Source organism: Bradyrhizobium sp. 191, from assembly GCF_023100985.1.
Taxonomy (GTDB): Bacteria; Pseudomonadota; Alphaproteobacteria; order Rhizobiales; family Xanthobacteraceae; genus Bradyrhizobium; species Bradyrhizobium diversitatis.
This window is the reverse complement of the sequence record NZ_CP064692.1, coordinates 5,453,505-5,478,491: the sequence shown is the minus strand read 5'-3', so window position 1 is coordinate 5,478,491 and position 24,987 is coordinate 5,453,505. Positions and strand designations below refer to the sequence as shown.

Genomic DNA, 24,987 nt, shown 5'->3' with positions numbered 1-24,987 from the left:
GCTAATAGGTCTCCGAAAGCCGCCCCGCGTGGGCGCATTTTGCTGCTGTCGGGTCAAAAGCAGCCAAAAACAGCCATTTCCAACAAGAAAGCCCATCATGAAACGCGTCGACGCCCACGGATTGAAGATCGCTCCCGTCCTGTTTGACTTCATCGCCAAGGAAGCCGCCCCGAAAACGGGGATCGCGCCGGATGCGTTCTGGGCCGGGCTTGCCGGCATCATCAAGGAGCTGGGACCGAAGAACCGCGAGCTGCTCGCATTCCGCGACAATCTGCAGGCCAAGATCGACGACTGGCACCGCGCCAACAAGGGCAAGGCGTTCGACCTCGATGCCTACACCGCCTTCCTGAAGGACATCGGCTATCTCGTCCCGGAGCCGGCGACGCAGAAGGTCGAGACCGCCAATGTCGACGAGGAGATCGGCAAGATCTGCGGCCCGCAGCTCGTGGTGCCGCTCACCAATGCGCGCTACGCGCTGAACGCGGCGAATGCGCGCTGGGGCTCGCTCTATGATGCCTTTTACGGCACCGATGCGATCCCGCATGACCCGTCCGAGAGCGGCAAGGGCTACAACAAGGCGCGCGGCGACAAGGTGATCGCCAAGGCCAAGGCGTTCCTCGACGCCGCCGTGCCGCTCGCGACCGGCAGCCACACCGACGTCACCGCCTACAGCGTCGTCGCGGGCCAGCTGGCGGTGAAGCTGAAGAGCGGTAATGCCACCGCGCTGAAGAACGCGGCACAGTTCGCGGGTTTCCAGGGCGATGCGGCGGCGCCGAGCGCGGTGCTGCTCGTCAACAATGGCCTGCATGTCGAGGTGAAGATCGACCGCAGCAGCGCGATCGGCAAGGACGATCCGGCCGGTGTCGCCGACATGATCATGGAGGCTGCGGTCTCGACCATCCTCGACATGGAAGACTCGGTCGCGGCGGTCGATGCCGAGGACAAGGTGCTGGTCTATCGCAACACGCTCGGCCTGATGAACGGCACGCTCTCGGCCGATTTCGAGAAGGGCGGCAAGACGCTGACGCGCTCGCTCAACGCCGACCGCAACTACAAGACGCCGGACGGCAAGGGCGAGGTGAGGCTGCACGGCCGCAGCCTGCTCCTGATGCGCAATTGCGGTCACCACATGTTCACCGACGCGGTGCTGGACGAGAAGGGCGAGGAGGTCCCCGAGGGCCTGCTCGATGCCGCCGTCTCCGGCCTGCTCGCCATTCACGACCTCAAGGGCAATTCCAAGGTCAAGAACAGCCGCACCGGCTCTGCCTATATCGTCAAGCCGAAGATGCACGGCCCCGACGAGGTGTCGCTGACCTGCGAGATCTTCGACCGCGTCGAGAAGATGCTGGGCCTGCCTGAGAACACGCTCAAGGTCGGCATCATGGATGAGGAGCGTCGCACCACCGTCAACCTCAAGGCCTGCATCCAGCGCGCCTCCAAGCGCATCATGTTCATCAACACCGGCTTCCTCGACCGCACCGGCGACGAGATCCACACCTCGATGGAAGCGGGTCCGATGATCCGCAAGAACGAGATGAAGGCGCAGGCCTGGATCAAGGCCTATGAGGACTGGAACGTCGACATGGGCCTGATCGATGGTCTGCCCGGCCACGCCCAGATCGGCAAGGGCATGTGGGCCGCGCCCGACAAGATGGCGGACATGCTGGCGCAGAAGCTCGGCCATCCACAGGCCGGCGCCACCACCGCCTGGGTGCCATCGCCGACGGCGGCGACGCTGCACGCGCTGCACTACCACCAGGTCAACGTCACCGCGCGCCAGCAGGATCTCGCCAAGGGCGGACCGCGCGCGAAGCTCTCGGACATCCTCACCATCCCGGTGTCGAAGTCGAACTGGGCGCCGGATGACGTCAAGCAGGAGATCGACAACAACTGCCAGGGCATCCTCGGCTACGTCGTGCGCTGGATCGACCAGGGCGTCGGCTGCTCCAAGGTTCCCGACATCCACGATGTCGGCCTGATGGAAGACCGCGCCACCTTGCGCATCTCCAGCCAGCATCTCGCCAACTGGCTGCACCAGGGTGTCATCACCGAAGCGCAGGTGATGGAATCGCTGAAGCGCATGGCCGTCGTCGTCGACAAGCAGAACGCGGGCGATCCCGTCTACAAGCCGATGGCGCCCGCCTTCGACGGCGTCGCCTTCAAGGCGGCCTGCGACCTCATCTTCAAGGGGCGCGAGCAGCCGAACGGCTACACCGAATACATCCTCACCGCCCGCCGCCGCGAGGCCAAGGCGACGGGCTGAGTGCCGATAGAGAACTTCAAAAGCCCCGGCCCACGCCGGGGCTTTTTTGTGGGCGAAACGCCGCGGCGGGCCGCGGAACGGCTGCACCGTGGCCCGCGTTGTCCGGCCATCAACCAACGGGAGACGGTCATGGACTGGAATCGGATCGAAGGAAACTGGAAGCAATTCAAGGGCTCGGCCAAGGAGAAATGGGCCAAGCTCACCGACGACGATCTCCAATTGATCGAGGGTCGGCGCGAGCAGCTCGAGGGCCGGCTCCAGGAACGCTACGGCAAGGCCAAGGACCAGGTTCGTCAGGACGTCGACGACTGGCTCAAGGGGCTGCACTAAAGCAGCACAAACGAAGCCCCGGCTTACGCCGGGGCTTTTGCTTTTGAGGTGTAGATATCCGGGAAGACGCAACAAAGGTCCCGGATATCGCTTCGCTCATCCGGGCTACGATACCTTCGCTAGAATACCGCCAGATACTTCAGCAACGACACGATGCCGATGATGATGACAACCACGCGCGCGATCTGCTTGGCCCGGCCGTCCAACGGCAGCATGTTGATGAGATAGAGCACGAGAATGACGACGAGAAAGGTAACGAGTACGCCAACCAGCATTGCAGGACCCCCTTCAGGCAAATTGTGCCACTGTTCTTAACGCGCTGCACTCTGGTCGGTTCCAATTCTGCAACCCGCTGAATCCTTTCGCGAAATCCCAACGATCGGACGAGCCACCCACGATTTCGTTCTTGCAGATGCGGACCCGCGAGCGCTCGCGGCGAGCTTGTCCGGAGACCACTGCCGATGGGGCGACAGTCTGCTTCGTTGCGGCAACCTTACTCCTTCGCCACCACGGGGACCTGGCGGAATTTGGCGCGCACCGAGTCCGGCAGCGGCGAAAAATTCATCGCGACGCCGCGGCGGTCGTTGGCGTTGCGGCTGGCGACCACGAGGCCGTTGGCGCCGGCGACGATGTCGCCCTTGCGCAGGGTGGGATCATCCTCGACCTTGACTTGGGCGAGCCCAGCCGGGTCCTTGCCGTTGCAGGTGCACCCCGCGACGATCTCGTTACGATAGCGGAACGCGTTCGGCAGGTCGGAATAGGACTTCCCGTTCTCCGTGGTGGCGTCGTCGATATTGCTGCCGTAGACCAGCGAGGTTTCCGAGGCCGGGCAGAAGCTCTTGCAGGACTGTGCCTTGCTCGCGGCATCGGTGCCTTGCGCCGGGAAGTAGCGGCCGTCGCAGCCGCGCACGCAATAGGCGGTGCCGGCGCCATAGGAGGACCGCCGCGGCGCGTCGTAGCGCGGCGCGTCGTCGTTCGGAAACGGCATCCGGATCTCCGGCGGCGGCCGCATCCGGAAGCCGCCGAACAATGCCGAGAAAAAATCCTCCGCATGCGCCGACGGTGCTGACGCCAAACCGGCGGAGACAGCGATCAACATCGCCGTACCGCCAGCCAATTTGCCAACCAGGCGCCTGCTCATACGACCTCACTCACTCTCAGTTCACGGCCGACGTCGTGATGTTCAGCGCCTGGCGGCCGGTGGGCAGCGTGCTCACGGCCGGGCGCTTTCGCGCGGGATCTGCGCCTTTGGCCATCAACGGCGCGTTCTTCGGCAGCACCACGACCTTGGCACCGATATTGACCCGGTTGAACAGGTCGATGACGTCCTCGTTGGTCATGCGGATGCAGCCGGACGAGACGAACTTGCCGATGGTGGAGGGATCGTTGGTGCCGTGGATGCGGTATTCGCTGGAGCCGAGATACATCGCACGCGCGCCGAGCGGATTGCCGGGGCCGCCGGCGACGAAGCGCGGCAGATAGGGCTGGCGCGCGATCATCGCGGTCGGCGGATGCCAGTCCGGCCATTCCGCCTTGCGGCTCACGCTCTGCACGCCCGACCAGGTAAAGCCCTCGCGGCCGACGCCGACGCCGTAGCGGATCGCGCGGCCATTGCCGAGCACGTAGTAGAGATAGGTGTTGTTGGTGTCGATGACGATGGTACCGGCCGGCTCGCCCCTGTCGAAGCTGACGATCTGCTTGCGCAGGCGGTCGGGCAACCGGGCGTCCTCGTCGGCGGCCTGCGGCGCCTCGTTGAGGTCGCCTTGAGAGTAACCCTGGGAGTAATCCTGGTCCGGCGGATAGGCCTGCGGCTGCATCGGAGCATAGCCGAAGGTTTGCGCGCTCGCGCCACCACAGGTTACCGCGAGAAAGGCAGTAGCGAGCGCGAGCGCGGCGACAGCGCGCGGCGCGGAGCTGCGGCGAACTACAGAAAACTTGGTCATGTGCTGCCCCGTTGGATGTCTGCATCAGGGTGACGCAGCTAGTCCAAGCAACGCAGCGGTGCCGATTCGAGTTCCATCCCAGGCTGTGGCAGCTTGGTCACAGTCAAGCGAGCACATCTTCACGAAGCTGCGATGGAACTCTCGCTTCCTCCGCAACGTTATGGAATGGGCGCGCGGATCGCTAGCCTTCCATGCGGGAGATATGTCGTGCGCGTCCTTCCCAGCGAACGCCTGATGTCCGGAAACAGCGAAGGCGAACCGCTCCCCGAGAGCCGTGGCGAGCTGCCGCCGGTGATCCGCCGCACCGAGTTCGTCGCTTTCGCGCTCGCGGGCCTGCTGCTGATTGCGGTCGTCACCGTTCTCTATGTCGGAAGGGCGTTCTTCCTGCCCGTGGTGATGGCCTTCGTCACCGGCACCATGCTGTCGCCGGCGGCAAACTTCCTGGAGCGGTACAAGGTGCCGCGGGGGCTCGGTGCTGTCCTGATCGTGATCGCGGGGACGACAGTGGTCGCCTTTGTCGTCGCCCTGATCGCTTCACCCGTGATGGAGTGGAGCACGCGCCTGCCGGAGCTCGGCGCTCAATTGAAGGACAAGCTGCACGTATTCAACCGGCCGCTGGCGCTGTGGCGAGAGCTGCAGGGCATGATCGGCGGCTCCGAGGGCTTCCCCAGCATTGAGATGCCCAAGGTCGAATGGGTGCAACCCACGCTGGAATTCCTCTCGCCGACTTTTACCGAATTCCTGCTGTTCTTCGTCACCCTCATTCTGTTCATCGCGAGCTGGCGCGACCTGCGGCGAGCCATGATCATGACATTCAGCGATCGCGACGCCCGCCTGCGCACCCTTCGCATTCTCAACGAGATCGAGGTTCATCTCGGCAACTACCTCCTGACCGTCACCCTGATCAATGTGGGCGTTGGCATCGGCACCGGCCTTATCTGCGCGCTCACCGGCATGCCCAATCCGGCCGGGCTCGGCGCGCTGGCGGCAACGCTCAATTTCATCCCGATCATCGGGCCGGTCGCAATGTTCGTGGTGCTGGTCGTGGTAGGGCTGGTCGCCTTCCCCACCATCGGCGGCGGCCTCATGGCCGCGCTCGCCTTCGGCGGGCTCACCTTCCTGGAGGGGCACTTCATCACGCCGACCATAATCGGCCGGCGACTGGCGCTGAATGCACTTGCGGTCCTGCTTGCGCTGGCCTTCTGGACCTGGATGTGGGGTCCCATGGGCGCGTTTCTGTCATCGCCGCTTCTGATCATGGCCTTGATCCTCAAGGAGCATCTGCTGCCGACGGACGCGCCGCATCTGCCCCAGGCCTGACTGGTTTCCGTGACGGAACTTCCCCGACGACGAAACGTTCTCCGGCTATCTCAGCCGTCAACAGTTTGGAGCTCCCGATGTCCACGCCCAATGCCGAAGCCGGGATGAAAGACTGGACCGACAAAGCCACCCGAGAACGTCTCGAGAAGGATGTAGCAGCCGTGAAAAGCGATATCGCCGCCCTCACCGACCAGATCACCGACGCGCTCAATACTTTCGCCAACTCCACCGGCAAGCAGGCTCGCCGCGGCTATCGCCAGGCGCGCGAAAACATGGATTCCGCGATGGACGACATGTCCGAGCGCGGCAGCGCGATGATGGAAGCTGCGCAAGACGCCTACGGCTCGATCGAGGAGACGCTGGAAGAGGCGATCACGCAGCGACCGCTCGCGACCGTCGGACTGGCGCTCGGCATCGGCTTCCTGATCGGCGTCGCCTGGCGCCGGTAAGATTGCGGAACGGATGCTGAACGGCGGCGCTGCCGCGCCGCCGATGTTGGCTTGTGACGTTTCGGCTTGTGGGGGGATTGAGGAGCAAGGCCATGTTTCAGCGCATCATCGACGGGATCAGTGCATCCACCGGCACGACAATTCGGCTGACCTCCCTTGCCGCAGGCGCGGCCTTTGCGCTGTTGGTGACGACAGGCTTCCTATGTGCCGCCGTCTTCATCTCGGTCCTGGAGGCATATGGCCCGGTGCAGGCCTGCCTGGCCGGCGCGGGCATCTTCTTCCTGCTGACCCTGGCGGCAGCAGGCTCCTACTGGGGTTACAAGCGCGAGGTGCAGAAGCGTGCCCGGATCGCGGCCGAGCGCGCCGCGAAGTCGGCCGCGCAGAGCATGCTTGCGGATCCGATGCTCCTCGCCACCGGACTCCAGATCGTTCGCGCCATCGGCATGAAGCGGCTGTTGCCGATCCTGGCGATCGGCGGCGTCGCCCTCGGCATCCTGGCAAGCCGCGCCGGTGTGCCCGACGAGGTGTCGGCTGAACCTGCCGAGTAGCAGTCGGAGCCGGTCAGAAAATTTCGTCGTAAGTCCTGCGATCGCATCTATCGGCATTCGATAGAAGCCGCGCCGCGCAATTTTGCACCAGCCGGTGCAAATCGGTCCCACTCACGCAAACGCTACTCGGATAGGCAGGAGGTTGCCGGTAAAAGCATCATCCTGATTCCAAAAGCTATTTTACTCAATGAAAACGTCCGTCAAGGCGAACCTCGCCGCGTTCCATCACGACGCCAGGCTGTATTTGACGCTCGGCATCGCCAACTGGTCGGTCTTCGTCGACCACGTTCCGAACAATGTCGTCAATCTGCTGACGCTGCGCAATTTCGGCTTCAGCGGCGCGGCGGATTTGTTCGTGTTCGTGGTGGGCTATGGCGTCGCCATCATCCACGGCAGGATGGCGCTGGAGCGTGGCTACTTGGTCGCGGCGACGCGAATCTTTCGCCGCGTCTGGCGGCTCTACGCCGCCTATGTCGTGCTGTTCGTGATCTATATCGACGCCATCGCCTATGTGGCCTCGCAATCGATGGCGCCGGAGATCATCCACGAATACAACATCTCGGGGATTCTCGAGCACCCGCTGCGGATCCTGATTGGCGGCCTCGTGCTCCAGGAGGAGCCGCTGAACCTTGACCTTCTGCAGCTGATGATTCCTCTGATGGCCTTCTTTCCGTTCGCGCTGTGGGGTCTGTTGCGACGGCCGAACGTGACGCTTGCGGCATCGGTCGCGCTGTATCTTGCCGCACGCTGGTTCGAGTGGAATTTTCGGGTCTCTCCAGACCAGGAGTGGACCTTCAATCCGCTCTGCTGGCAGATGCTGATGGTGCTGGGCGGCTGGTTCGCCGTCACCGGCGCACCGGGACGGGCGCTGCGCGACCTTCCCTGGCTGCGGCTACTCGCGGGGAGCTATCTCGTTTTCGCGATGGCGGTCACCCTGTTGCGCCATTCGCCGGAACTGTCCGCCTATCTGCCCGGCCTGCTCCTCGAGAGCATCGCGCCGACTGACAAGGAGAATCTTGCGCCTTATCGCGTGGTTCACTTCCTCGCGCTCGCCTTGCTTGCGACCCATCTGGTTCCAGCCGATCACCCCGGCCTGCGATTGAAGCCGCTTCAGGCGGTCATACTATGCGGCGAGGAATGGCTCGCCGTGTTCTGCGTCGGCGTGTTCCTGTCCTTTGCCGGCCATCTCATCTTGATCACCGGCCCCAATCTGGTGGCGATGCAGATCGTGGTGAGCCTCGTCGGCTTCGCCGCGATGACCGCCGTCGCCTACTACGTCGCCTGGTCGAAGCGGCAGGACATGCCTGCCGCCCTGAGGCAGCAGGCCTAGTCGCAAAATCGTGCGATTCTGCTAGGCCGAAGGCCATGGCTGCGCTATGCCGGAGGTCTGTGTGAGGAGACCGGGCGTGGCGGGGGCGAAAGGCGGGAGTGACGAGGCTGACAGCGCGCCCCGGCGCGGCCGGCCGAGGTCAATCGAGACCAGCAACGCCATTCTCGAGAGCGCCTATGCGCTGATGGCCTCCACCGGCCTTGCCACCACCACCATCGACGCGGTCGCGCGCCATTCCAGCGTCTCCAAGATGACGATCTACAAATGGTGGCCGTCCCGCGAGGCGCTCTTGATCGACGCCTTTCTCCACCACGCCGCGCAGATGCTGCCGCTGCCGCCGGCGAGTTCGGGCAGCCCCGCGGCGCGCGCGCGCCGCCATGCCGCGGCCTATGCCGAAGCGCTCCAGGGCGAGTTCGGCAAGGTCCAGCTCGCCGTTATCTCCGAATGCATCTCGAAGACCGGCTCGGCGGAGCTGTTCTACGCGCGCTACCTGCAATTCCGCCGCGACGCGCTCGTCGAGATGATCGCCGCGGGCCAGCAGGATGGCAGCATTCTGGCCGAGGGGCTTCCCGAGGATCTCTACGATGCGATCTATGGCAGCCTGTTCTATCGCTACGTCTTCGGCATCACGCCGGTCACTCCGGCTTACGCACGCAGCCTCGTCGATCTCGTGTTGCGGCCGAAGGGTTAGCTGCGCACAGGCCTGACCGGCGCCGAGATCTTGTCCGTGCGGTCGCGCTCGGTCATGTCGACCACCGTCTCCATCGGGGCGGTCAATTCATAGACGTAGGAGACGTCGGTGAAGAAGCGCTTGGCGGTGCCCCCTAGCGCCTCGGGCGCGACGCGGTCGAGCAGGATCAGGCCGAAATCGGAATCCGGCCGACGCGTCGCCTCGCTGGTGTTGAACTCCTCCCAGCGGAAATGGAAGACCTCGTTGCCGTCCTCTCCCGTCACCGTCCAGTTGGCGGTGATGTGCGGATGCTTTCCAACCAGCGACAGGCCCTCGTCGGAATGCGAGGCGAGCTCGAAGAACAGCAGCGACAGGCTCTGCGCCGCGCGTGCGCTGACCGCGATATCAGGACCGGTGACGGCGATGCGGTCCGCATGCGGGATGGCACGCGCCTCGAACAGGCCCTTCAGCTTGACGCCCTGCCACTGGCTCTCGCTGAGCAGCGAGACCACGTTGGACATGGCGTGGATGCGCCCGATCAGCAGCTCGCGCGCGATGTCGATGTCCGAGCCGTGGCGCAAGGTGCGCGTCACGATCGACTGGATCACCGCCAGGATGTTCTTGACGCGGTGGTTGAGCTCGTCGATGACCGCGGTCAGCCGGCGCTCGAACCCGATCCTGACCTGTATCTCCCGGCTGAGTCGCAGATTGTTGTAGGCGACATAGCCGAACAGGCCGCACACCATTGCCGTGATCGCAAAGCCGATCGCCGCGACGATGATGGCGGTCTGCTCGGCACGACGCGCCGAGTTGGTTTTCGCGTAATAGCTGAGTTGCCAGTCACGCCCACCGAAGCTCACGGTGCGCGTCGCCGACGGCGCCGGCCCGTCCGCTGCAACCCTGCGCGTCGAGACCACGCCCTGATCGTTGGCGATCAGCTCGCCGCCTTCCTTGCGCGGATCCTTGAGCGCGACCGCGAACAACGACATGTCATCGTTGGTGAGCATCAGCGTGGCGAGCTCGTAGGAGAATGTGACGAAGCCGGCAGGCTCCGTTGCTCCCTCGGGAATGACGGGCGCGGCCACGATGATGCCGATCGCGCCGTTCCCGCTGATCAACGGCACCGGGTCCGAGGCAACCGACCTCTTCTCGGCGCGCGCACGCGTCAGCATGGCACTGCGAACCGGATCCTGATCGTAGCTGCGGCCGGGCAGCGTCTTGGTCTCGTTGCTGCGTGGCTCGAGGTCCATCAGCACGTCGATCGGCTGCGTGATCTCGGCCGGATTGATCGGCTTGTCGTCATAGGACCGAATCTGCGGATTCGGGAAGCCTGCGCCGGCGATGGCGGCCTGCGCCGCCGCGAGCTCGTTCGGCTTCAGCCGGGCGATCCAGCCGGCCACCACGAAATCGGTCTTGAAGGCGTAGATCGCCGAGCGCAGCGGCTCCAGCATGTTCGGTTTGACCACGGATGGCGTGCGGAACAGGCCTGAGGCGACACGCGCGAGCAGCTCCCGCTCGGTGAGGCGGTCCTGAACCAGGCTCGCATGAACGTCGATCGCGCGCGCGAGCGCAATCCGATCCAGCGCCAGTTCCTGGTCATGGACGCGATAGGCTGCAAGCCCGGAGAGCAAAGCCCCGAGCAGAGCGATGAAGCCGATGATGAAACCGAGCCTGACCACGCGATTACTCAGGCGAAAGCAGGAGGTCGGCAATAAACACGGAGCATATGAACGCCGCTCGAACGGCCATCTGCCGAAACAGGGTAGACCCCAGTGGCGGAGATAATGGAGGAGGAGGCATCAGTACGCAACTTGGGTCGCCTGAAAAGCTTAATCCGCCCGGCCGATGGACTGGCAGGGACGGATCTGCCCCGGGCGCCGGAGGTAGTTAATCGCCGTGTCCGAAATTTGTTCCGCGGTTACGGCGCCTACCAAATGTTAACGGCGAGGAAATGCCTGCGCCAAGTGGTCGCGTCCGGTCAGCCCGGCCGTTTCAGGCCGCCTTTGGCTTCGATGAAGCCGACGATTCGGTCGAGCCCCTCGCTTTTCTTCAGGTTGGTCATGACGAAAGGACGCTCGCCGCGCATGCGCTTGGCGTCCGTCTCCATCTTCTCCAGGGAGGCGCCCACATGGGGCGCGAGGTCGATCTTGTTGATGACCAGGAGGTCCGACCGGGTGATGCCGGGGCCGCCCTTGGACGGGATCTTGTCGCCGGCGGCGACGTCGATGACGTAAATCGTGAGGTCGGCCAGCTCCGGTGAAAAAGTAGCAGCGAGATTGTCACCGCCGGACTCGATCAGCACGAGATCAAGTCCGGGAAACTTGGCGCGCATGTCCGCGACCGCGGCGAGGTTCATCGAGGCGTCCTCGCGGATCGCGGTGTGCGGGCAACCGCCGGTCTCGACGCCGGCGATGCGATCCGGCGTCAGCGACCCCGAACGCACGAGGAACTCTGCATCCCATTTGGTGTAGATGTCGTTGGTAATCGCCGCAATGTCATAGCGCTCGCGCATGGTCTTGCAGAGCAGGTCCATCAGCGCCGTCTTGCCAGACCCGACCGGGCCGCCGACACCGACGCGCAAGGGGCCGTGAGATTTCGACATGTGATCCGCTCTCTCTCGATTGGTTGAAGCCGCGCCGGTCACGAGCGAAACAGCCGCGTGTATTGCGCCTCGTGCCGCAGGCTGGCGAGATCGGCCCGGAACGTCGCGCTGCCGAGATCGTCCAATGCCGCGTTGAGCGCACGATTGGCGGTCGCAGCGACTGCGGCTTCCAGCCTTGCCAGCACGCGCTGGCTATCGCTCTGACCGAGCGGAATGAGCCGGCTGGCCGCCGAGATCCAGTTCGAGACCAGCGCATGCAGAAAGGCGTGCAACGTCGGCGCCAGCGGCACGGCGTGCTGAGCTGCGACGACACCGACGGCGACCGGATAGACCGGTGGCGTGCTGCATGCCGCAATCACGGCATCCAGTCCGTCGGCATTCCACGCGGCGCGGGCGATGTCGATGAAGGCGCGGCCCTGCGAGGCCGTCTCCAGCTGCCGTTCGCGCGACGGCACGAAGGCGGCGGCGAGCTCGGCGATCTCGTTCAAAGCGGTGGTCTCGCCCGCTTCCGCGGCGCGATAGGCGTGGACCAGAAACGTCGCGTCACAAAAGCCGGAGCCGTCGCCGAGCATCGCATCGAGCCAATCCGCCAGCGTCGCCGTGTCGGTGATGTCGCCCGCCTCGACGGCCCATTCGAGGCCGCTGGAATAAGAGAAGCCGCCGACCGGGAACGCCGGCGACAGCCAGGTCATCAGCCGGTACAGCGCCGCCGCCTCGCCTTCGGCAAGGGCACCGGCAGCGACCGGTTCATTTGTGGTCATGAGCATGCTTGTGGCCGTGGTGATGGTCGGGGTGGTCGCAGTGCTCATCGTGGTGATGGTGGTGATCATGGCCATGATCATGCGCGGCATGATCATGACCGTGGTGGCCGTAATCATGGTGATGATGGCTGTGATCGTGATGCGCATGGTCATCGTGCCCATGCGCGTGGCCGGCATCGGCATAGGCCCCGCCTTCGGGATCGAACGGCGCCTCGATCTCGATCACGCGCGCGCCGAGGCCCTTCACCATGGCCTCGATGACATGGTCGCGGCGGATGCGCAGGGCCTTGGCCATGATCTGCGTCGGCAGATGGCGATTGCCGAGATGCCAGCCGACCCGGATGAGGTGGTGCGGATCGCGGCCGCGGATCTCCAGCAGCGGCTCGGGCGCCGCGACGACTTCGATCAGCCGGCCGTCCTCCAGCACCAGCGCGTCGCCGCCGCGCAAAGCGACGGCATGCTCCAGGTCGAGCAGGAATTCGAGCCCCCGCGTGCCCGTCATCGCCATGCGCCGGCGGTGCCGATCGTCGAAATCGAGCACGACCGTATCGGCTGGCGCTTCCGTGAAGCGGTGCTGTCCCCTGACCTGCGTCGCCCGGATCATCCGTTTACCCCGCTACCGCGTTTCGACCTTCTCGGGCGTGATCACTTCGATCTTCGGCGGCGCCGTGAAGCACTTCACCGCGACGCGGCCGAACGTCTTCATGTGCTCCATGCCCCGATGAGGCACCAGCGCCTCGGCATTCTCCCACTGCTCGACGAACACCATTTTGCTGGGATCGGTGACGCTCTCGTGCAGATCATAGGCGATATTGCCGGGCTCCTTCCGGGTCTCCTTGATGCAGGCGGTGGCGGCTGCAATGAATTCGGCGCGCGTTTCGGGCTTGATGGTCAGGGTGGCTACGACGTAAATCACGAGAAATCCTCCCGGCTTTTCTTCTCGAAGTTGGATACCGGGCGGGACATTAGACCAGGCGGGACCGAACGCAAAACCGAAAAGCCGTCCCCGGACATTCGCCGGGGACATGCATTGAGGGGCTATTTCAGTACATGAAATATCGCTGCGCCATCGGCAACACCTCGGCAGGGGCACAAGTGAGCAACTCGCCGTCGGCGCGCACTTCATAGGTCTCCGGATCGACCTCGATGTTGGGCGTGGCGTCGTTGTGGATCATGCTCTTCTTCGAGATCTTGCCGCGGGTATTCTGGACCGCATAGAGCTTCTTCTCGATGCCGAGCTTTCGCGCGAGGCCGCCGGTGACCGCCGCCTTCGAGGTGAATACCACGGACGACGCGGTGCGCGCCTTGCCGAAGGCGCCGAACATCGGCTGGTAGTGCACCGGCTGCGGCGTCGGGATCGAGGCGTTGGGATCGCCCATGGGCGCGGCGACGATCGAGCCGCCCTTGATGATGCAATCCGGCTTGACGCCGAAGAAGGCCGGCGACCACAGCACGAGATCGGCGAGCTTGCCCTTTTCGACCGATCCGATCAGCTTCGACACGCCATGCGCGATCGCGGGATTGATCGTGTACTTGGCGATGTAGCGCTTGACGCGGAAATTGTCGTTGTCCTTGCCTTTGTCCTGCGTCAACGCCCCGCGCTGCTTCTTCATCTTGTCCGCGGTCTGCCAGGTCCGGATGATGACCTCGCCGAGACGGCCCATGGCCTGCGAGTCCGACGACATCATCGAGAGCGCGCCGAGGTCGTGCAGGATGTCTTCGGCCGCAATCGTCTCCTTGCGGATGCGGCTTTCGGCGAACGCCAGATCTTCCGCGATCGAGGGATCGAGGTGGTGGCACACCATCAGCATGTCCAGATGCTCGTCGATCGTGTTGCGGGTGAAGGGCCGCGTCGGGTTGGTCGAAGACGGCAGCACGTTTTTCAGGCCGGCGATCTTGATGATGTCAGGGGCGTGACCGCCGCCGGCGCCTTCGGTGTGGAAGGCATGAATGGTGCGGCCCTTGAAGGCCTTGACCGTGTCCTCGACGAAGCCGGATTCGTTCAGCGTGTCGGTGTGGATCATGACCTGGATGTCGTGATCGTCGGCAACCGACAGGCAATTGTCGATCGCCGCCGGCGTGGTGCCCCAGTCCTCGTGCAGCTTCAGCGCACAGGCGCCGGCCTTGATCATCTCGACCAGCGCGGCGGGACGCGACGCGTTGCCCTTGCCTGAGATGCCGAGATTGACTGGGAAGGCGTCGAACGACTGGATCATCCGCCCCATGTGCCACGGCCCCGGCGTGCAGGTGGTGGCGAAGGTACCGTGCGACGGGCCGGTGCCGCCGCCGAGCATCGAGGTGACGCCACTCATCAGCGCGTGCTCGATCTGCTGCGGACAGATGAAATGGATGTGGCTGTCGAAGCCGCCGGCGGTGAGAATCTTGCCTTCGCCCGCGATCACATCGGTCCCGGGGCCGATGATGATGGTAACGCCCGGCTGGATGTCGGGATTACCGGCCTTGCCGATGCCTGCGATCATGCCCTCCTTGATCGCGACGTCGGCCTTGACGATGCCCCAGTGATCGACGATCAGCGCATTGGTGATGACCGTGTCGGCCGCACCCTGCCTGTTGGTGACTTGCGACTGCCCCATGCCGTCGCGGATGACCTTGCCGCCGCCGAACTTCACCTCCTCGCCGTAGGTGGTGAAATCCTTCTCGACCTCGATGATGAGGTCGGTATCGGCCAGCCGCACCCTGTCGCCGGTGGTCGGGCCGAACATGTCGGCATAGACGGAACGCTTCATTTTGACGGACATCACAAGCCCCGTTTGCGTTTGAATATCTGGTGGATCACAACAGCGCCCTCGCTGCTTTCACGGCATCATCGAACTTCTCGTCCAGCCACGCATTTCCGCCGCGGCAGCCCGCAACGACCTGCGTGGCCCACGCGATATAGTCGGCGAGATCCTCGCGCTCCTCGTCACTCGGATCGGTTTGTATGCGCGCGCCCGTATTGCTGATTTTGTCGGCGATCTTGATCAGCTTGGCCCCGGCGGATTTCTTCGGCGCGTCCAGCACCTGAAGCCGCCGCCGCTCGGCCTTCGGCAAGCTCATGTCATCGGTGCATTCGACAACGAGCGAGGCGACACGTTCGGAAAATCTCCGCGCGAGCTCGTCGCGTGTGGTGTCGGTGTCCTCGATCGTGTCGTGCAGCCAGCCGGCCGCGACCAGTTCGGCGTCGGCACCGTCAGTCGCGGTCGCAAGCAGGTTCGCGACCTCGGCGAGATGATTGATATACGGCTCATTGCCGCGCCCCTTGTGCGCCATGCCGTTGTGGCGGCGCGCGGCGAGCTCGGCAGCTTCCGAGACGAGGCGGATGGCGGACAGCATGGAAAAAACCTCCGTTTCCGCCTCAACCGTGCCGCGCCGCGCTCGTTCCTCCCGGTGTCACAGCTTCCCCATGACGTCGCCGCGGAAACCGTAGATCATCTTTTTGCCGGCCATGGCGACGAGCTGGACGTCGCGGGTCTGGCCGGGCTCGAAGCGGACGGCGGTGCCGGCGGCGATGTCGAGGCGCATGCCGCGGGCCTTCTTGCGGTCGAACTTCAGCGCGGGGTTGGTCTCGAAGAAATGGTAGTGCGAGCCGACCTGGATCGGGCGGTCGCCGGTATTGGCAACCGTCAGCGTCACGGTCTTGCGCCCGGCATTCAGCTCGATTTCGCCGTCCTGGATGAAGAGTTCGCCGGGGATCATGTGCTACCTCGTCTTGCTCCGCTGCGTCATGGCCGGGCTTGTCCCGGCCATCCACGTGGGGCCGCTTGGTTGATGGTCGTGGATGCCCGGGACAAGCCCGGGCATGACGATGTTGATACAGTTCGCGCTTCAACGGATCGGCTCGTGCACGGTGACGAGCTTCGTTCCGTCAGGGAACGTCGCCTCGACCTGGATGTCGTGGATCATCTCGGGAATCCCCGGCATCACCTGGTCGCGGGTCAGGACCTGCGCGCCGGATTGCATCAGCTCGGCAACGGTACGACCGTCGCGCGCGCCTTCGAGGATGAAATCGGAGATGATCGCGATCGCCTCGGGATGGTTGAGCTTGACGCCGCGGTCCAGCCTGCGGCGCGCCACGATCGCCGCCATCGAGATCAGAAGCTTGTCCTTTTCGCGGGGAGACAGATTCATGCGACATCTCTTCCGTTCAACACGTCAATTCAGCCAGAGCCGCGGCAGGGCGACGCCGGTGCGCGCCAGCACGGCCATCATGTCGGCGCGCAAACGCGCCGCATCTTGGGCACAGAACCGCGCCATTGCAAAGCCATTCCAGGCGGATATCCCGACCTCGCCGGAGAACGACTCCGACGCCTCGCGGATGCGCTCGACCAGCGCCTCATCGCCGGGCACGATCAGGGCCGTGCCGATCGCCGCGCCGCCCTTGGCAACTGCTGATCGCGCGAGCTTCGCGCCGATATCGCCGCCGAGCCTGACCGTCTCAGCAAGGACCAGCCTGCCGCCGCGGCGCATCCGCCAGCGGTCGACGAATTCGCCCTGCTCCATCCGCTCGCCCATGGCGGCGCGGCCGAACACGACGATCTCGCAAAGCAGGAGCGAGGCGCTCTCGTCGAGCGCGATGTCGAAGCGGCGCTGAACCCGGGCGCGATCGAACAGGATCGTCTCCTGAGGCAGCCAGGCAAGACGCGCACCCACGCCGGCCTTCAGGGTGATGTTGAGCTGCGCCGCCGAGCCCGGCGCGCGATAGACCTTTTCAGCCGCCGCCGTCGTCAGTGTCAGCCGCGAGCTATCCGCCGCCGATATCTCGATGTCGAAGCGATCACCGCCGGCAACGCCGCCGGCGGTATTGACGAACACGCCGGAGAGGCCCTCGTCTTCGGGCGAGGGAAAGCGCACGCGGAGCGAACCGGATTCATGCAAGGCCCCGCGCCGCGTCACGCCGTCACGCGCGTGCACGTCGAACCTGACAGCGCCACGGGCGCGGTTGGCCTCGAACACCGAATTTGTCGCTAAAGCGTCGCTGCGCATCCGTCTCCCCAGCCGGCCGCGGCAGGATTTCTTGGCTTACCGGCCCCTGGCTTACAGCGCCATCTGGCGGCTGATCTCGCCGGGATCCAGGTTGGCGCGATCACAGGTGAACTTCACCGCGCCGCGATCCATCACCGCGAAACTGTCGCCGAGTTCGCAGGCAAAGTCGAGATATTGTTCGACCAGCACGATCGCGATGTTGCCGAGGTTGCGCAGGTAGGAGATGGCCCGGCCGATGTCCTTGATGATCGAGGGCTGGATGCCCTCGGTCGGCTCATCCAGCAGGAGCAGCTTCGGCCGCATCACCAGTGCGCGGCCGATGGCGAGTTGCTGCTGCTGGCCGCCGGAGAGGTCGCCGCCACGCCGGCCGAGCATGGATTGCAGCACCGGAAACAGCGAGAAGACGTCGTCCGGAATATGCCTGTCCTCGCGCTTGAGCGGCCCGAAGCCGGTCTTGAGGTTTTCCTCGACCGTCAGCAGCGGAAAGATCTCGCGGCCCTGCGGCACGAAACCGATGCCCTTGCGCGCACGCTCATAGGGCTTCAGGCCCGTGATGTCGCTGCCATCGAACACGATCGCACCCGAGGAGATCGGATACTGCCCGACCATGGCACGCAAGAGAGACGTCTTGCCGACGCCGTTGCGCCCGAGCACGCAAGTGACCTTGCCCGGCTCGGCCGAGATCGAGACGCCGCGCAGCGCTTGGGCCGCGCCGTAGAACAGGTTGATGTCCTTGACCTCAAGCATGCTCAGCGTCCCAGATAGACTTCGATGACCCGCTCGTTGGACGAGACCTGGTCGATGGTTCCTTCCGCGAGCACGGTGCCTTCGTGCAGGCAGGTGACCTTGACGCCGAGCTCGCGCACGAAGGTCATGTCGTGCTCGACCACCATGACCGTGTGGGTCTTGTTGATCTCCTTCAGCAACTCGGCAGTGAGATGCGTCTCGACGTCGGTCATGCCGGCGACCGGCTCGTCGACGAGGAGCAGCTTGGGATCCTGCGCCAGTAGCATGCCGATCTCCAGCCACTGCTTCTGGCCATGGCTGAGGCTGCCGGCGAGCCGGTTGCGGGCCTCGGTGAGACGGATCGTCTCCAGCACCCTGTCGATGCGCTCGGCTTCCGCCCTGCTGCCGCGCCAGAACAGCGTGGCCTTGACGCTGTGGTCGACATTGAGCGCGAGCAGCAGGTTGTCCTGCACGGTCTGGCTCTCGAACACGGTCGGCTTCTGGAATTTCCGACCGATGCCGAGCTCGGCGATGCGGGTCTCATCGAGCCGCGTCAGGTCGGTGACGCCGTCGAACAGCACGGTGCCCTCGTCGGGCTTGGTCTTGCCGGTGATGATGTCCATCATCGTGGTCTTGCCGGCGCCGTTCGGGCCGATGATGGCGCGCATCTCGCCGGGCTCGAGCGTCAGCGAAAGATTGTTGATGGCGTGGAAGCCGTCGAACGAGACGTGCACCCCGTCCAGATAGAGCATCGCGGAAGTCGCGCGGGTATCCATGACGTTCATCGCGCTACTCCGCCATCTTGGGTTCGGTGACACCGTCCTCGGCCGCCGCGCTCACGGAGGCCGCGGCGGTGCGCTTTTCCTTCGACGAGTCCCACCAGGCGTTGAAGGTGCCGACGATGCCCTTGGGCAGCAGCAGCGTCACCAGGATGAACAGCGCCCCCAGCATGAACAGCCAGTACGGCGCCAGCATGCCGGACGTGAAGAACGTTTTTGCATAGTTGACGACGACGGCGCCCAGCGCGGCACCGACCAGCGTGCCGCGGCCGCCGACCGCGACCCAGATCACCGCCTCGATCGAGTTACCCGGAGCGAACTCGCTCGGATTGATGATGCCGACCTGCGGCACGTAGAGCGCGCCGGCGACGCCGGCCATGCAGGCCGAAACCGTGAACACGAACAGCTTGTAGGATTCGACGCGGTAGCCCAGGAAGCGCGTCCGCGATTCCGCGTCGCGCACCGCGATCAGCACCTTGCCGAGCTTGGACGAGACGATGGCGCGGCAGATCAGGAAACCTACGATCAGCGCCAGGCAGCTCAGCGCGAACAGCGCGGCACGTGTGCCCTCCGCCTGCACGTTGAAGCCCAGAATGTCCTTGAAATCGGTGAGGCCGTTATTGCCGCCGAAGCCGAAGTCGTTGCGGAAGAAGGCAAGCAGCAGCGCATAGGTCATCGCCTGCGTGATGATCGACAGGTACACGCCGGTGACGCGGGAGCGGAACGCGAGCCAGCCGAAGCAGAAGGCGAGCAGGCCGGGCACGACCAGCACCATCAGCGCGGCGAACCAGAACATGTCGAAGCCGTACCAGTACCACGGCAGCTTCTCCCAGTTCAGGAACACCATGAAATCGGGCAGGACCGGATTGCCGTAGACGCCGCGGGTGCCGATCTGCCGCATCAGGTACATGCCCATGGCGTAGCCACCGAGCGCGAAGAAGGCGCCGTGACCGAGCGAGAGGATGCCGCAATAGCCCCAGATCAGGTCGATCGAGAGCGCCAGAATGGCGTAGCAGACATATTTGCCCCAGAGCGCGACGAGATAGGTCGGCACTTGCAGGAACGAGCCTGCAGGCAGCAGCAGGTTGGAGAGCGGGATGAGGATGCCGCAGGCCGCGACGACGGCGAGGAAGATCGTCGCGCTGCGGTCCAGCGATCGCGTCAGCATGTGAGGGGTCATGCTTCCACCGCGCGGCCCTTGAGCGCGAACAGGCCGCGCGGCCGCTTTTGAATGAACAGGATGATGAGGACCAGGATCGCGATCTTGCCGAGCACGGCGCCGGCGACCGGCTCCAGGAACTTGTTGGCGATGCCGAGCGTGAAGGCGCCGACCAGCGTGCCCCAGAGATTGCCGACGCCACCGAACACCACGACCATGAAGCTGTCGATGATGTAGCTCTGGCCGAGGTTGGGGCTGACATTGTCGATCTGCGACAGCGCCACGCCGGCGATGCCGGCGATGCCCGAACCGAGGCCGAAGGTCAGTGCATCGACGCGCGAGGTGGCAATGCCCATCGAGGCCGCCATGCGGCGGTTCTGCGTCACTGCGCGCATCTCGAGGCCGAGCGCCGTGTAGCGCAGCATCGCGAGCAGGATCATGAACACGGCAAGCGTGAAGACGAGGATCCAGAGCCGGTTATAGGTGATGGTGATCTGGCCGAGCTCGAACGCGCCGCTCATCCAGGAGGGGTTGCCGACCTCGCGGTTGGTCGGACCGAACATCGTTCGCACCGCCTGCTGCAGCACGAGCGACAGGCCCCAGGTCGCCAGCAGCGTCTCCAGCGGCCGGCCATAGAGGAAGCGGATGATGCTGCGCTCGATCAAGACGCCGATGGCGCCGGCGACGAGGAAGGCGAGCGGCACGGCGATCAAGAGCGAATAGTCGAACAGGCCGGGATAGCGGGTGCGGATCACCTCCTGCACCACGAAGGTGGTGTAGGCCCCGATCATCACCATCTCGCCATGCGCCATGTTGATGACGCCCATCACGCCGAAGGTGATGGCGAGTCCGATCGCCGCGAGCAGCAGCACCGAGCCGAGCGAGAGGCCGTACCAGGCGTTCTGCACCATGGACCAGACCGCCAGCGAGCTCTGGATCGAGCCGATCGCGCTCGCGGCGGCCTTGGTTACCGACGCCGGCTGGTCGCCCATGCCGGTCAGCAGCGCCAGCGCGTCTTGGTCGCCGCGCGCCTTGAGGGTGGCGACGGCCTCGAGCTTCTCGACCTCGGTGGCGTCGGACTTGAACAGCAGGATCGCGGCGCGGGCCTCGCCGAGCGCGGTCTTGACGGATCCGTTGGTTTCCTTGGCAAGCGCCGCATCGACCGCCTCGAGCGCGGTCTCCTCATGCGACTTGAAGACGGACTGCGCGGCCTGCAGCCGCGTTCCGACGTCCGGCGACTGAAGCGTCAGGCCGCCGAGCGCGGCATCGACGCTGCGGCGCAGGCGGTTGTTGAGGCGGACCGCGCTCGCACTGTCGGGAACGCTGGCGACGGCTGCGCCCGTCGCGGCGTCGATCGACTTGCCGTCGGCGCCGGTAACGTAAACCTTCTTGCTGTCTGGATCGGCCATGAGACGGCCATCCTGGAGCGCGCTGATGATGGGGAAAGCCAACGGGTTGCCGCTGCCCGCGACCACGCCGATCGCCTCCTCCGTGTCGGAAAAATCGTCATTGGCGAATTTGGCGACCGCATCCTCGAACGGCCCGGCGAAGGCCGGCAACGCGAACGCGATCAGAAACAACGAGAGTGCAAGCGAACAGAGACGGGCGGACAAATGGGCTGGCACTGTGAATGACCCCGGCAGAAATGAATGGAGAAGGCGGCGGGATCGCCGCCCTCTCCGATCTTGCAATGGACGTCAGATCCGGATCAGGAGCCCGAACCGAGACACTTGTTGGTCTTGGTGTTGAAGTTGCCGCACTTCTTGCCGACCCAGTCGCCGATCAGGTCCTTGGAGCCTTCCAGCTCCTTCGACCAGGCATCGCCCGCGACGAGGCCCGGCGTCTTCCAGACCACGTCGAACTGGCCGTTCGCCTTGATCTCGCCGATGAACACCGGCTTGGTGATGTGGTGGTTCGGCAGCATCTTCGACACGCCGCCGGTCAGGTTCGGCGCCTCGATGCCGGGAAGCGCGTCGATCACCTTGTCCGGATCGGTCGACTTCACCTTCTCGACCGCCTTTACCCACATGTTGAAGCCGATCACGTGCGCTTCCATCGGGTCGTTGGTCACGCGCTTGGGGTTCTTGGTGTAGGCCTGCCAGTCCTTGATGAACTTCTCGTTCGACCCGTCCTTGGTCTTGATCGACTCGAAGTAGTTCCAGGCAGCGAGATGACCGACCAGCGGTTTGGTGTCGATGCCGGCGAGCTCTTCCTCACCCACGGAGAACGCGACGACCGGGATGTCCTTTGCCTTGATGCCCTGGTTGCCGAGCTCCTTGTAGAAGGGAACGTTGGCGTCACCATTGATGGTCGAGACCACCGCGGTCTTCTTGCCGGCCGAGCCGAACTTTTTGATGTCGGCCACGATCGTCTGCCAGTCGGAGTGACCGAACGGCGTGTAGTTGATCATGATGTCTTCCTGGGCGACACCCTTCGACTTCAGATAGGCTTCCAGGATCTTGTTGGTCGTGCGCGGATAAACGTAGTCGGTGCCCGCGAGCACCCAGCGCTTCACCTTCTCTTCCTTCATCAGATAGTCGACGGCCGGGATCGCCTGCTGGTTCGGTGCCGCACCCGTGTAGAACACGTTGCGCTCGCTCTCCTCACCCTCGTACTGCACGGGGTAGAACAGGATGTTGTTCAGCTCCTTGAAGACCGGCAGCACCGACTTGCGCGACACCGAGGTCCAGCAGCCGAACACGACCGAGACCTTGTCCTTGGTGATCAGCTCGCGCGCCTTTTCGGCGAACAGCGGCCAGTTCGAAGCGGGGTCGACGACGACGGCTTCCAGCTTCTTGCCGAGCACGCCGCCCTTCTTGTTCTGCTCATCGATCAGGAAGAGGATGGTATCCTTCAGCGTGGTTTCGCTGATGGCCATGGTGCCGGACAGGGAGTGGAGCACGCCGACCTTGATGGTGTCGTCCGCGGCCTTCGCGCCAGTCAATGAAGCCAGACCAAGCACCAGTCCGGCGGTCGCGGCGAGCACGCCACGGCGGCTAAATGAAGCCGCTATATCGTGAGTGGATTTGCTAAACATGAGTGTCTCATCTCCCTGACGCAGACGTGAAAATGCTGCGAAACGGCCCCACGGCCGCCTGCGATTAACGGAATCGCAAGAACCATGCCATGGGCTGAGCACCCATCAACGCTTTGATGTCGCTTATAGAATCGGCCGAAATCGAAGTTTGGCCATAGTCAGACTGACTAAATTCTAGGCGTCCGAAATGTGTGCGAAAGCGGCATGCAGTTTATTTTATGGGCAAATCGCCAGTTCTGGCTAAATTTCCGGCATCACTATTTTTGCACCGCAATCGCTATTTCAGGCGCGCCTGCCTTGAAAGCGCCCCTTCAATGTTCCATATGACCACCCGAGACCTCTTGCGAATCAAGAGGTCATAGCGAGCCGCGTGTTCTTAAGCCCATACGGGCGTCTGGCTTGCCCCACATCTCCCAAGCCCATCCGACACCCCAAACACGCAGGTGTCTTCTCGACACCTTTTTGCGCGCGCCGCGCCGAATGCGCCGGGCGCTCGCTTTTGACATGGAAAGAACCCCTCTTTTGACTTCGTTTCAGGATTTCGGCCTCGCCGAACCCATCGCGCGCGCTCTTCGTGAAGAGAATTACGTCACCCCCACCCCGATCCAGGCCCAGACCATTCCGCTAGCGCTGACCGGCCGCGACGTCGTCGGTATCGCCCAGACCGGAACCGGCAAGACCGCGTCCTTCGCGCTTCCGATCCTCCACCGGTTGCTCGAGAACCGCATCAAGCCGCAGCCCAAGACCTGTCGCGTCCTCGTGCTCTCTCCGACCCGCGAGCTGTCCGGCCAGATCCTGGACAGCTTCAACGCCTATGGCCGTCACCTGCGGCTGGCGTCGACCCTCGCCATCGGCGGCGTGCCGATGGGCCGTCAGGTCCGCGCCCTGATGCAGGGCGTCGACGTTCTGGTTGCCACTCCAGGCCGCCTGCTCGACCTCGTGCAGAGCAACGGGCTGAAGCTTGGAAGCGTCGAGTTCCTCGTGCTCGACGAAGCGGACCGCATGCTCGACATGGGGTTCATCAACGACATCCGCAAAATCGTCGCCAAGCTGCCGATCAAGCGGCAGACGCTGTTCTTCTCGGCCACCATGCCCAAGGACATCGCCGAGCTCGCCGACGCCATGCTGCGCGATCCGGCCCGCGTCGCGGTGACCCCGGTCTCCTCGACCGCCGAGCGGATCAACCAGCGCATCATCCAGGTCGACTTCTCTTCCAAGCCCGCCTTCCTGACCAAGCTCCTGAAGGACGAGCCGATCAACCGCGCACTGGTTTTCACCCGCACCAAGCACGGCGCCGACAAGGTGGTGAAGACCCTTGAAAAGGCCGGCATTGCCGCGAGCGCCATCCACGGGAACAAGTCCCAGAACCATCGCGAGCGGACGCTCGCCCAGTTCCGCTCCGGCGAGATCCGCACCCTGGTGGCGACCGACATCGCCGCCCGCGGCATCGACGTCGACGGCATCACCCACGTGATCAATTTCGACCTGCCCAACGTCCCCGAGACCTACGTCCACCGCATCGGCCGCACCGCCCGCGCCGGCGCCGACGGCACCGCGATCTCGCTGGTCGCAGGGGGCGAGGAGCTCAGCTATCTCCGCGACATCGAACGGCTGATCCGCGTCGCGCTGCCGCGCGAGGACCACCGCACCGACGCCGGGCGCCGCGATGCCGGCCCCGCCCCGTCGCAGCAACGGCAGGGCCGGCCGGGTGGCCGCCCGGGCCAACGCCCGCAAGGGACGCGGCACGGTGACGGGCGGCGTGCTGACGAAAGACATGCCGACGGACGTCACCATGGTGCCGGCAAGCAAAGTGACGGAAGGCACGGTGAAGGACGGCACGCCGAGGCGAGGCATGCTGACGGACGACCCGGCAATGGCCCGAATGCTTCGAAGGGTTCTCGGCGCCGCCGCTCCGGTGGTAAGATGCATGCATCGCCGGTCGACCGTCCGGAACAACGTTCCGCGCATAGCGCCGGGACGCCTGATGGGATACAAGGCGTTGCCTTTTTGCGCCGCGAGAGTCGGCCAAACAGCCAACCGAACCGCAAACCCTATTCGCACTAGCCGTCCACGACCTGGAGAAATTC

General features: G+C 64.4%; 26 protein-coding genes. 8 read left to right on the top strand and 18 right to left on the bottom strand.

Annotated features, from left to right (window positions below; all coding sequences use genetic code 11):
- Positions 1 to 97 precede the first annotated feature (97 nt).
- The gene (locus tag IVB23_RS25460) at positions 98 to 2,263 is read left to right on the top strand and encodes a malate synthase G (protein WP_247800454.1); all 2,166 of its coding nucleotides are present in this window, start codon (positions 98 to 100) and stop codon (positions 2,261 to 2,263) included.
- 129 nt (positions 2,264 to 2,392) lie between these two features.
- Positions 2,393 to 2,593 carry a CsbD family protein gene (locus IVB23_RS25455; RefSeq protein WP_061880957.1) on the top strand — a complete coding sequence of 67 codons (201 nt, stop codon included), beginning with the start codon at positions 2,393 to 2,395 and terminating at the stop codon, positions 2,591 to 2,593.
- 119 nt (positions 2,594 to 2,712) lie between these two features.
- Here IVB23_RS25455 and IVB23_RS25450 read toward each other — a convergent pair whose 3' ends face one another.
- From IVB23_RS25450 to IVB23_RS25440, 3 genes are all read right to left on the bottom strand, one after another.
- Entirely contained in the window at positions 2,713 to 2,868 is a 156-nt protein-coding gene (locus tag IVB23_RS25450; RefSeq protein ID WP_061880958.1) for a Thivi_2564 family membrane protein, read from the bottom strand.
- A 218-nt stretch (positions 2,869 to 3,086) separates the two neighbouring features.
- The gene (locus IVB23_RS25445; RefSeq protein ID WP_247800453.1) at positions 3,087 to 3,734 is read right to left on the bottom strand and encodes a DUF2865 domain-containing protein; all 648 of its coding nucleotides are present in this window, start codon (positions 3,732 to 3,734) and stop codon (positions 3,087 to 3,089) included.
- Between the two features lie 16 nt (positions 3,735 to 3,750).
- Entirely contained in the window at positions 3,751 to 4,536 is a 786-nt protein-coding gene (locus tag IVB23_RS25440; RefSeq protein ID WP_247800452.1) for a L,D-transpeptidase, read from the bottom strand.
- Positions 4,537 to 4,743: 207 nt separating this feature from the next.
- On the opposite strand from IVB23_RS25440, the gene IVB23_RS25435 reads away from it, so the two are divergent.
- From IVB23_RS25435 to IVB23_RS25415, 5 genes are all read left to right on the top strand, one after another.
- Positions 4,744 to 5,856, top strand: a complete 1,113-nt coding sequence (locus IVB23_RS25435; protein WP_061880961.1) for an AI-2E family transporter — start codon at positions 4,744 to 4,746, stop codon at positions 5,854 to 5,856.
- 77 nt (positions 5,857 to 5,933) lie between these two features.
- A complete protein-coding gene (locus IVB23_RS25430; protein WP_061880962.1) occupies positions 5,934 to 6,305 on the top strand; it encodes a DUF883 family protein in 372 nt (123 codons plus the stop codon).
- Between the two features lie 92 nt (positions 6,306 to 6,397).
- Entirely contained in the window at positions 6,398 to 6,853 is a 456-nt protein-coding gene (locus IVB23_RS25425) for a hypothetical protein (RefSeq protein ID WP_061880963.1), read from the top strand.
- A 187-nt stretch (positions 6,854 to 7,040) separates the two neighbouring features.
- On the top strand, positions 7,041 to 8,183 hold the full coding sequence (locus tag IVB23_RS25420) for an OpgC domain-containing protein (protein WP_247800451.1): 1,143 nt from the start codon (positions 7,041 to 7,043) through the stop codon (positions 8,181 to 8,183).
- A 46-nt stretch (positions 8,184 to 8,229) separates the two neighbouring features.
- Positions 8,230 to 8,874, top strand: coding sequence for a TetR/AcrR family transcriptional regulator (locus IVB23_RS25415; RefSeq protein ID WP_061880965.1), 645 nt, complete (start codon positions 8,230 to 8,232; stop codon positions 8,872 to 8,874).
- Here IVB23_RS25415 and IVB23_RS25410 read toward each other — a convergent pair.
- The 15 genes from IVB23_RS25410 to urtA form a co-directional block, all read right to left on the bottom strand.
- Complete coding sequence (locus IVB23_RS25410) at positions 8,871 to 10,532, bottom strand: HWE histidine kinase domain-containing protein (protein WP_061880966.1); 1,662 nt, start codon at positions 10,530 to 10,532, stop codon at positions 8,871 to 8,873. The two genes, IVB23_RS25415 and IVB23_RS25410, sit on opposite strands and share 4 nt — an antisense overlap.
- A 299-nt stretch (positions 10,533 to 10,831) precedes the next feature.
- Complete coding sequence (gene ureG, locus IVB23_RS25405) at positions 10,832 to 11,455, bottom strand: urease accessory protein UreG (RefSeq protein WP_197964890.1); 624 nt, start codon at positions 11,453 to 11,455, stop codon at positions 10,832 to 10,834.
- A gap of 38 nt (positions 11,456 to 11,493) precedes the next feature.
- Positions 11,494 to 12,222 carry an urease accessory protein UreF gene (locus IVB23_RS25400; protein ID WP_247804961.1) on the bottom strand — a complete coding sequence of 243 codons (729 nt, stop codon included), beginning with the start codon at positions 12,220 to 12,222 and terminating at the stop codon, positions 11,494 to 11,496.
- The gene (gene ureE / locus IVB23_RS25395; RefSeq protein WP_247800450.1) at positions 12,203 to 12,820 is read right to left on the bottom strand and encodes an urease accessory protein UreE; all 618 of its coding nucleotides are present in this window, start codon (positions 12,818 to 12,820) and stop codon (positions 12,203 to 12,205) included. The genes IVB23_RS25400 and ureE overlap by 20 nt, the downstream gene beginning before the upstream one ends.
- A 12-nt stretch (positions 12,821 to 12,832) precedes the next feature.
- On the bottom strand, positions 12,833 to 13,132 hold the full coding sequence (locus IVB23_RS25390; protein WP_027573733.1) for a putative quinol monooxygenase: 300 nt from the start codon (positions 13,130 to 13,132) through the stop codon (positions 12,833 to 12,835).
- A gap of 127 nt (positions 13,133 to 13,259) precedes the next feature.
- Positions 13,260 to 14,975, bottom strand: coding sequence for an urease subunit alpha (gene ureC, locus IVB23_RS25385; protein WP_247800449.1), 1,716 nt, complete (start codon positions 14,973 to 14,975; stop codon positions 13,260 to 13,262).
- A 34-nt stretch (positions 14,976 to 15,009) separates the two neighbouring features.
- Positions 15,010 to 15,549 carry an HD domain-containing protein gene (locus IVB23_RS25380; RefSeq protein WP_247800448.1) on the bottom strand — a complete coding sequence of 180 codons (540 nt, stop codon included), beginning with the start codon at positions 15,547 to 15,549 and terminating at the stop codon, positions 15,010 to 15,012.
- 57 nt (positions 15,550 to 15,606) lie between these two features.
- A complete protein-coding gene (locus tag IVB23_RS25375) occupies positions 15,607 to 15,912 on the bottom strand; it encodes an urease subunit beta (protein ID WP_247800447.1) in 306 nt (101 codons plus the stop codon).
- A 129-nt stretch (positions 15,913 to 16,041) separates the two neighbouring features.
- A complete protein-coding gene (locus IVB23_RS25370; protein ID WP_007605424.1) occupies positions 16,042 to 16,344 on the bottom strand; it encodes an urease subunit gamma in 303 nt (100 codons plus the stop codon).
- A 24-nt stretch (positions 16,345 to 16,368) separates the two neighbouring features.
- Complete coding sequence (locus tag IVB23_RS25365) at positions 16,369 to 17,199, bottom strand: urease accessory protein UreD (RefSeq protein WP_247800446.1); 831 nt, start codon at positions 17,197 to 17,199, stop codon at positions 16,369 to 16,371.
- Positions 17,200 to 17,250: 51 nt separating this feature from the next.
- On the bottom strand, positions 17,251 to 17,946 hold the full coding sequence (urtE, locus tag IVB23_RS25360) for an urea ABC transporter ATP-binding subunit UrtE (protein ID WP_028177269.1): 696 nt from the start codon (positions 17,944 to 17,946) through the stop codon (positions 17,251 to 17,253).
- A 2-nt stretch (positions 17,947 to 17,948) separates the two neighbouring features.
- On the bottom strand, positions 17,949 to 18,710 hold the full coding sequence (gene urtD / locus IVB23_RS25355; RefSeq protein WP_197964884.1) for an urea ABC transporter ATP-binding protein UrtD: 762 nt from the start codon (positions 18,708 to 18,710) through the stop codon (positions 17,949 to 17,951).
- 4 nt (positions 18,711 to 18,714) lie between these two features.
- Positions 18,715 to 19,884 carry an urea ABC transporter permease subunit UrtC gene (urtC, locus tag IVB23_RS25350; RefSeq protein WP_061880975.1) on the bottom strand — a complete coding sequence of 390 codons (1,170 nt, stop codon included), beginning with the start codon at positions 19,882 to 19,884 and terminating at the stop codon, positions 18,715 to 18,717.
- Positions 19,881 to 21,488, bottom strand: a complete 1,608-nt coding sequence (gene urtB / locus IVB23_RS25345) for an urea ABC transporter permease subunit UrtB (RefSeq protein WP_247800445.1) — start codon at positions 21,486 to 21,488, stop codon at positions 19,881 to 19,883. The genes urtC and urtB overlap by 4 nt, the downstream gene beginning before the upstream one ends.
- 83 nt (positions 21,489 to 21,571) lie before the next feature.
- Positions 21,572 to 22,900 carry an urea ABC transporter substrate-binding protein gene (urtA, locus tag IVB23_RS25340; protein WP_028177273.1) on the bottom strand — a complete coding sequence of 443 codons (1,329 nt, stop codon included), beginning with the start codon at positions 22,898 to 22,900 and terminating at the stop codon, positions 21,572 to 21,574.
- A 480-nt stretch (positions 22,901 to 23,380) separates the two neighbouring features.
- On the opposite strand from urtA, the gene IVB23_RS25335 reads away from it, so the two are divergent.
- Entirely contained in the window at positions 23,381 to 24,964 is a 1,584-nt protein-coding gene (locus IVB23_RS25335; RefSeq protein WP_061880978.1) for a DEAD/DEAH box helicase, read from the top strand.
- The last annotated feature ends 23 nt before the right edge of the window (positions 24,965 to 24,987 follow it).